This is a genomic window from Agrobacterium sp. CFBP 3001 (assembly GCF_027871605.1).
Classification (GTDB): domain Bacteria; phylum Pseudomonadota; class Alphaproteobacteria; order Rhizobiales; family Rhizobiaceae; genus Agrobacterium; species Agrobacterium leguminum.
On record NZ_JAQAHD010000014.1, the window covers coordinates 136,128 to 142,624 of the forward strand.

General features: G+C 59.7%; 5 protein-coding genes. 2 read left to right on the forward strand and 3 right to left on the reverse strand.

Annotation, left to right across the window (positions count from 1 at the left end; all coding sequences use genetic code 11):
• Positions 1-5 precede the first annotated feature (5 nt).
• From hutG to hutI, 3 genes are all read right to left on the reverse strand, one after another.
• Positions 6-809, reverse strand: a complete 804-nt coding sequence (gene hutG, locus PH605_RS17895; RefSeq protein ID WP_142845594.1) for an N-formylglutamate deformylase — start codon at positions 807-809, stop codon at positions 6-8.
• A gap of 228 nt (positions 810-1,037) precedes the next feature.
• Complete coding sequence (gene hutH / locus PH605_RS17905; protein WP_142845596.1) at positions 1,038-2,582, reverse strand: histidine ammonia-lyase; 1,545 nt, start codon at positions 2,580-2,582, stop codon at positions 1,038-1,040.
• Positions 2,579-3,838 carry an imidazolonepropionase gene (hutI, locus tag PH605_RS17910; RefSeq protein WP_142845597.1) on the reverse strand — a complete coding sequence of 420 codons (1,260 nt, stop codon included), beginning with the start codon at positions 3,836-3,838 and terminating at the stop codon, positions 2,579-2,581. The genes hutH and hutI overlap by 4 nt, the downstream gene beginning before the upstream one ends.
• Positions 3,839-3,952: 114 nt before the next feature.
• Here hutI and PH605_RS17915 point away from each other — a divergent pair, with 114 nt between their 5' ends.
• Together PH605_RS17915 and hutC are read left to right on the forward strand one after the other, a co-directional pair.
• The gene (locus tag PH605_RS17915; RefSeq protein WP_142845598.1) at positions 3,953-5,299 is read left to right on the forward strand and encodes a formimidoylglutamate deiminase; all 1,347 of its coding nucleotides are present in this window, start codon (positions 3,953-3,955) and stop codon (positions 5,297-5,299) included.
• A gap of 51 nt (positions 5,300-5,350) precedes the next feature.
• Positions 5,351-6,076: a histidine utilization repressor gene (hutC, locus tag PH605_RS17920; protein ID WP_142845599.1), complete on the forward strand. Its 726-nt coding sequence runs from the start codon at positions 5,351-5,353 to the stop codon at positions 6,074-6,076.
• Positions 6,077-6,497: the final 421 nt, after the last annotated feature.

The window sequence follows — 6,497 nt, forward strand, 5'->3', positions numbered from 1 at the left end:
TCCCCTTATCGTTTCGTGTCGAGCGCAAATCTTTCCATGCGCGTGAGAATGGTTTTGAGATGGGAGCGAAGCCGTTCAGCCTTGCCCGTGTCATAGGCAAAAGGCGGCGTCTCGCTTTGAAGATGGGTGGATTGCGCCAGCTCCATCTGAATGGCGTGCACGCCGCTCTGCGGTTTTCCGTAATGGCGCGTCGTCCAGCCGCCCTTGAAACGACCGTTCAGAACGCTGTCGTACCCGTCCGCTGCGGCGGTCACCTCAACGGCGATCTTCTCGATGGTCGGATCGCAGGTCTTGCCCATATCCGTGCCGATGTTGAAATCCGGCAGCTTGCCTTCGAACAGGAAGGGAATATGCGAACGGATCGAATGGCAATCATAGAGAATCGCGATGCCGTGGATGGATTTGACCCGCTCGATTTCCGCCGCAAGGGCCGCGTGATAGGGCGCGTGGAAGTTTTCCAGACGATAGGCGATATCGTCCGCTGCGGGTTCCTGTCCTTCATTCCAGATCGGCTCGCCGTCGAAATCGGTCTCCGGAACAAGCCCGGTTGTGTTCTGGCCCGGATAAAGGCTTACCCCGGCCGGATCGCGGTTGGCGTCGATCACATAACGATGGAAGGTCGCCCTTACGGTTGTCGCGCTCTCGAGAAGGCCGGCATAGAGCTCATGGATATGCCAGTCCGTATCGGCGAGAATCTTGCCGTTGTCGTTCAGGCGATCCCAAATCTCCGACGGCACATCCGTGCCGGTGTGAGGCAGGCCGAGGATGATGGGCGAGGTGCCTTGGTGGAGAGAGAAAGGCGTGTTCATCGGTCACCTGCCTGCGCACTGGGGTTACCCCCCTCTGCCCTGCCGGGCATCTCCCCCTCAAGGGGGGAGATCGGCAGGCGGATAACACCTTGCCCCATAATACCTAGGAACGAGCGCGTGAGGCATCTGATCTCCCCCCTTGAGGGGGAGATGCCCGGCAGGGCAGAGGGGGGTAACCCCAGCGCGCAGGCAGGTAATCCGAGGACGGGGGGTGAAACGAATGTCATCTCAAACCTCCAGCTTCGGCAGAATGCCGTCCGAAATTGCCGCGACCAGCGCGCCGGAGGCAATCAATTCCGCCGCAGCCTTCAGGTCCGGCGCCATATAGCGGTCTTCCTCCAGCGAAGGCACCGCCGCGCGCAATGCCGCAATCACCTTTTGCAGTTCGGGGCTGGTTTTCAGCGGCCCACGCAGCTCCACGCCCTGCACGGCCGAAAGCGCCTCGATGCCGAGAATGGCGAAAAGATTATCCGTCATCGGCAACAGGCGGCGCGCGCCATGGCAGGCCATGGAGACATGGTCTTCCTGATTGGCGGAGGTCGGTGTGGAATCCACCGAGGCCGGATGCGCCATCTGCTTGTTCTCGCTCATCAGCGCGGCGGAGGTGACTTCGGCGATCATCAGGCCGGAATTCAGCCCGGGCTTCCTGGAAAGAAAGGCCGGCAGACCATAGGAGAGGGCCGGATCGACCAGCAGCGCCACGCGTCGCTGGGCGATTGCGCCGATCTCGCAAATGGCGAGCGCCGTCTGGTCGGCGGCAAAGGCCACCGGTTCGGCGTGGAAATTGCCGCCGGAGACGACGGAATTGTCTGAAAGCACCAGCGGATTGTCGGTCACGGCATTGGCTTCGATTTCCAGCGTGCGGGCCACCTGCCGCAGAAGATCGAGGCAGGCGCCATCCACCTGCGGCTGGCAGCGAATGCAATAGGGATCCTGCACCCGCTCATCGCCCTCGATATGGCTGACGCGGATTTCCGAACCCTCCAGCAGATTACGAAGCGCCGCTCCCGCGTCGATCTGGCCCTTATGACCCCGCAGGCTGTGAATATCGGGATGGAAAGGTGCAGATGAGCCCATGGCGGCATCGGTGGAAAGCGCACCGGTAATAAGTGCCGCCTGTGCTGCGCGATGGGCACGGAAAAGACCGGCAAGCGCCAGCGCCGTCGAAGTCTGCGTGCCGTTGATCAGCGCCAGCCCTTCCTTGGCGGCAAGCACCACCGGGGTCAGTCCGGCTTTCGCAAGCGCTTCGCCCGCTGGCAGAAGCGCGCCCGCATAAAAGGCCTCGCCTTCGCCCATCATCACCGCCGCCATATGGGCAAGCGGCGCAAGATCGCCGGAAGCCCCAACCGAACCCTTTTCGGGAATGACGGGGATGACGCCCTTCTCCAGCATGGCTTCGATCAGCCGCACAAGTTGCAGCCGCACGCCGGATGCGCCGCGACCGAGCGAAACCAGCTTCAGCGCCATGATCAGCCGCACGACATTTTCAGGAAGCGGCGCGCCGACCCCGCAGCAGTGCGACAGGATGAGATTGCGCTGCAACGTCGCCACATCGGCCGCGTCGATCTTGATGGAAGCGAGTTTGCCGAAACCGGTATTGATGCCATAGACCGGCGCATTGCCGGCAGCGATCTCCGCAATGCGGGCCGCCGCCTTTTCAATGCCTGCATCAAAGCTGCGGTCGAGTTTGGCGCTGCCGTTCTCCCAATATATCTCGGCGAGATCGGCTAAGGTGACATTGCCGGGGTGAAGCGTGATGGTCTTCATGGTCATGGGAGAACCTTCTGTCCCTTGAAAATGCGGGCGTGGAGCGGATTGAAACCGATGCGGTAGACAAGTTCTGCCGGACGCTCGATGTCCCAGATGGCGAAATCAGCGGATTTTCCAGCCTCCAGCGTGCCGGTTTCCGTAAGCAGGCCGAGCGCCTTTGCCGCGTTGCGTGTCGTCGCGGTCAAGCACTCTTCCACGGTCATGCGGAAAAGCGTTGCGCCCATATTCATGGTCAGCAGCAGGGAGGTGAGCGGCGATGTGCCGGGGTTGCAGTCCGTTGCCAGCGCAATGTCGGCCCCGGCATCGCGCAGGGCCTGCACCGGCGGCAATTGTTTTTCCCTGAGCGCGTAGAAGGCGCCGGGAAGAAGCACGGCCACGGTTCCCGCTTTCGCCAGCGCCTTCGCGCCGGCCTCATCAAGATATTCCAGATGATCGGCCGAAAGCGCGTTATAGGATGCCGCAAGCTCGGAACCGCCAAGGTTGGAAAGCTGCTCGGCATGCAGTTTGACCGGAAGGCCATATTGTTTTGCAGCCTTGAAAACCCGGTCGATCTCCTCGACGGAAAAGGCGATGCCTTCGCAAAAACCGTCAACCGCATCCGCCAGTCCTTCCGCATGGGCTTTTTCCAGCCCAGGCAGAACGACATCGCCAATATAATCGGCGTTGCGCCCCTTATAGTCTGCAGGTGTCGCATGCGCGGCGAGATAGCTGGTGACGATGCGCACCGGCCGCAATGTCTCGAGCCTGCGGGCGACGCGCAGCATTTTCAGCTCGGTTTCAATGTCGAGACCGTAACCGGATTTGATTTCGACAGTGGAAACGCCTTCGGAAAGAAGCGTCTCGAGGCGCGGGAGAGCCTGCGCCACCAGAGCATCCTCCGAAAGCGCGCGCGTGTCGCGCACCGAAGAAACAATGCCGCCGCCCGCTTTGGCGATCTCTTCATAGGTCGCCCCATTCAGCCGCATCTCGAATTCCATGGCGCGGTTGCCGCCGAAGACGAGATGGGTGTGGCAGTCGATCAGGGCAGGGGTGATCCAGCGGCCGCCGCAATCATTGGTCTCATCGGCCGTTGCCAGATCGGCGGGCAGATCGCTTTCAGGGCCGGCAAAGGCGATGCGGCCGTTACGCACGGCAATGACGGCGTTTTCGACGGTGCCGATCCCTTCCATGGCGGGATTGAAGGTTGCCAGCCGGGCGTTGCGCCACAAAGCCGTGGCGTTCCCCGTCGCCGTTCCGTTTGCAGATTTGTTCCCTGGCATTTGCTTTTCGCCTTTCCTTTGTGAGGTAAATGTATATACATAATAATCGGCTTGGCAAGCTGCAATTTCGTGTTTGAAATGGCCTTGCCGGACAGAAGCAAAGGAGAGGGTGGCATGACGGCAGTTCACGCAGGCGCAGCGCTTCTAGTGGATGGATGGGCGAAGGATGTTCGCATCGTCTGCGACGAAGGTGCTATTTTATCCGTGGAAACCGGTGTTTCGCCGCAGCCGCAGGATGAGCGACATGCCGTCATCGTCCCGGCCATGCCAAATCTTCACAGCCACGCCTTTCAGCGGGTCATGGCCGGGCTTGCCGAAATCCGTGGTCCCGGCGATGACAGTTTCTGGAGCTGGCGCACCGTCATGTATAAATTCGCGCTCTCCATGACGCCTGACCATGTCGAGGCGGTTGCCGCCCAGCTTTATATGGAAATGCTCGAGGCCGGTTTCGGGCGGGTCGGAGAATTTCACTATCTGCATAATGACAGGGATGGCTCGCATTACGGCAATATCGCCGAAATGGCTGAACGTATCGGCGCGGCCGCCTCGCAGACGGGCATCGGCCTCACATTGCTGCCGGTCTTTTATGCCCATTCCGGTTTCGGCGGCCAGGCGCCGATCGACGGACAGAAGCGCTTCATCCATTCGCTCGACAGTTACGGAAAGCTGATGCAGGGCGCGCAGGCCGTGGTGGACAGGCTGCCGGGCGCCACGCTCGGCATAGCGCCGCATAGCCTGCGTGCGGTGACCCGCGACGAGCTGGCAGCCATCGAGCCGCTGGCAAAAGGCGGGCCGATCCATATTCATGTGGCGGAACAGACGAAAGAAGTGGAAGATTCGCTCGCCTTTTCCGGTGCGAGGCCGGTGGAATGGCTGCTTGAAAACGCGCCGGTCGATGGCCGCTGGTGCCTTATCCATGCGACGCACATGACGGAAACCGAAACGCGAGACATGGCAAAAAGCGGTGCTGTTGCCGGTCTCTGCCCGATCACCGAAGCCAATCTCGGCGACGGCATCTTCCCGGCTCCGGCGTTTCTCGCTGAAAACGGCCATTATGGTGTCGGATCCGATTCCAACATTCTGATTTCCGTGCCGGAAGAATTGCGAACGCTCGAATATTCGCAACGCCTCTCGCATCGCGCGCGCAATGTCATCGCCGATGCCGGCCATTCCACGGGAGAAAAACTCTTCCGGCAGGCGCTCGAAGGCGGCGGCAGGGCTCTGGCGTCGCGAAACGGTCTGGAAAGTGGAAAAAGCGCCGATTTCGTCGCTCTTGATGTTTCGGCCGTTTCTTATCTTCCGATATCCCAGATTCTCGATCAGTGGATATTCGCGGGCGGCGTTTCTGTCGATTCCGTTTGGGTGCGCGGCAAAAAGCGCGTGCAGGCCGGCCGGCATATCCATCGCCGCGAAATATCCGATCGTTTCAACAAGGTCATGGCTGAACTTCTCGATAGCTGATATGGGCTCGGCGGAAACAGGAAAAAGCCAGCGGGGAAAGGCATTGCGGACGTGACGAAAGCATCAGCCGGGCAGACCCTGCACCAGCGTATCCTCACTGAGATCGAGGGCCGGATCGTTTCGGGAGAATGGCCGCCGGGCCACCGGTTGCCTTTCGAGGTCGACCTCGCCGATCAATATCACTGTTCGCGCATGACCGTGAACAAGGTCATGGGCCAGCTTGCCAAGGCCGGTTTGATCGAGCGCCGCAAGAAATCCGGCAGTTTCGTTCGCCAGCCGCAGATCCAGTCCGCCGTTCTCCAAATTCACGATATCGGGGCCGAGGTCGAATCCCTTGGCCTCGACTATGGCTTCAAAATCCTGGAGCGCGAAAGGCGTAGCGCGAAAAGCGCGGATCGTGAGCGGCTCGATGTGTCCGTCGGAACGCCCTTGCTCGACATCCTCTGCATCCATTTCGCCGGTGCACGCGAATTCTGTGTCGAACAGCGCCTCATCAATCTGGCGGCCGTGCCGGAAGCGGCTGAAACCGACTTCACCGAAATTGCGCCGGGCCCTTGGCTGCTCGGCCATGTTCCCTGGAGCACTGCCGAACATCGGATCAGCGCCGAAACACCGTCGAAGGAGATCGCACGCCTGCTGGGTATTTCTGACAGGCAGGCGTGTCTTGTCGTGGAGCGCCGTACCTGGAGCAATTCGGGCGCTGTCACCTATGTACGCTTCACCTATCCCGGCAATGCGCATGCGCTGGTCGCCCGCTTCAGCCCGTCTTCCGACTGATATCTACAAGGCCTCGGCCCCTGTTATTGCGATATGGAGACCCTATATAGGTGACGGCCCATCAAGCTTGACGGACACCGACGGGAAAACCGTTAAAAGTCGTTAATTTATATGATAATTTTCAAATTCCCTTTTACAATCAGGCACATATCACATTTCTTATTTTTTTTGATATTGCTGTGTTGACTTGTTTGAGGGTGATCTCTTATAAGTCCGCTCACTGAACGAGGGCGGCGGCGCTGCTGGCGACGGCGACTTTCGTTCTGAAGAAATCAAGTTGATGAGCTGAATGCTTGTTGGTTTCCCGGGGTTAGGCTTTGGGGATTTGGTTTTGTGACTGCTTAGAGTGGTCTGTTATTTGACAATTGAATATGAGAAGAAAGAGAAACGTGGGCGGCGAAGCTTGCGGGGTCTGAAGAGA

Excerpts from the sequence above, each read along its gene's own strand:
- hutG (WP_142845594.1), bottom strand. The coding sequence starts at position 809 with ATGAACACGCCTTTCTCTCTCCACCAAGGCACCTCGCCCATCATCCTC.
- hutH (WP_142845596.1), bottom strand. The coding sequence starts at position 2,582 with ATGACCATGAAGACCATCACGCTTCACCCCGGCAATGTCACCTTAGCC.
- hutI (WP_142845597.1), bottom strand. The coding sequence starts at position 3,838 with ATGCCAGGGAACAAATCTGCAAACGGAACGGCGACGGGGAACGCCACG.
- PH605_RS17915 (WP_142845598.1), top strand. The coding sequence starts at position 3,953 with ATGACGGCAGTTCACGCAGGCGCAGCGCTTCTAGTGGATGGATGGGCG.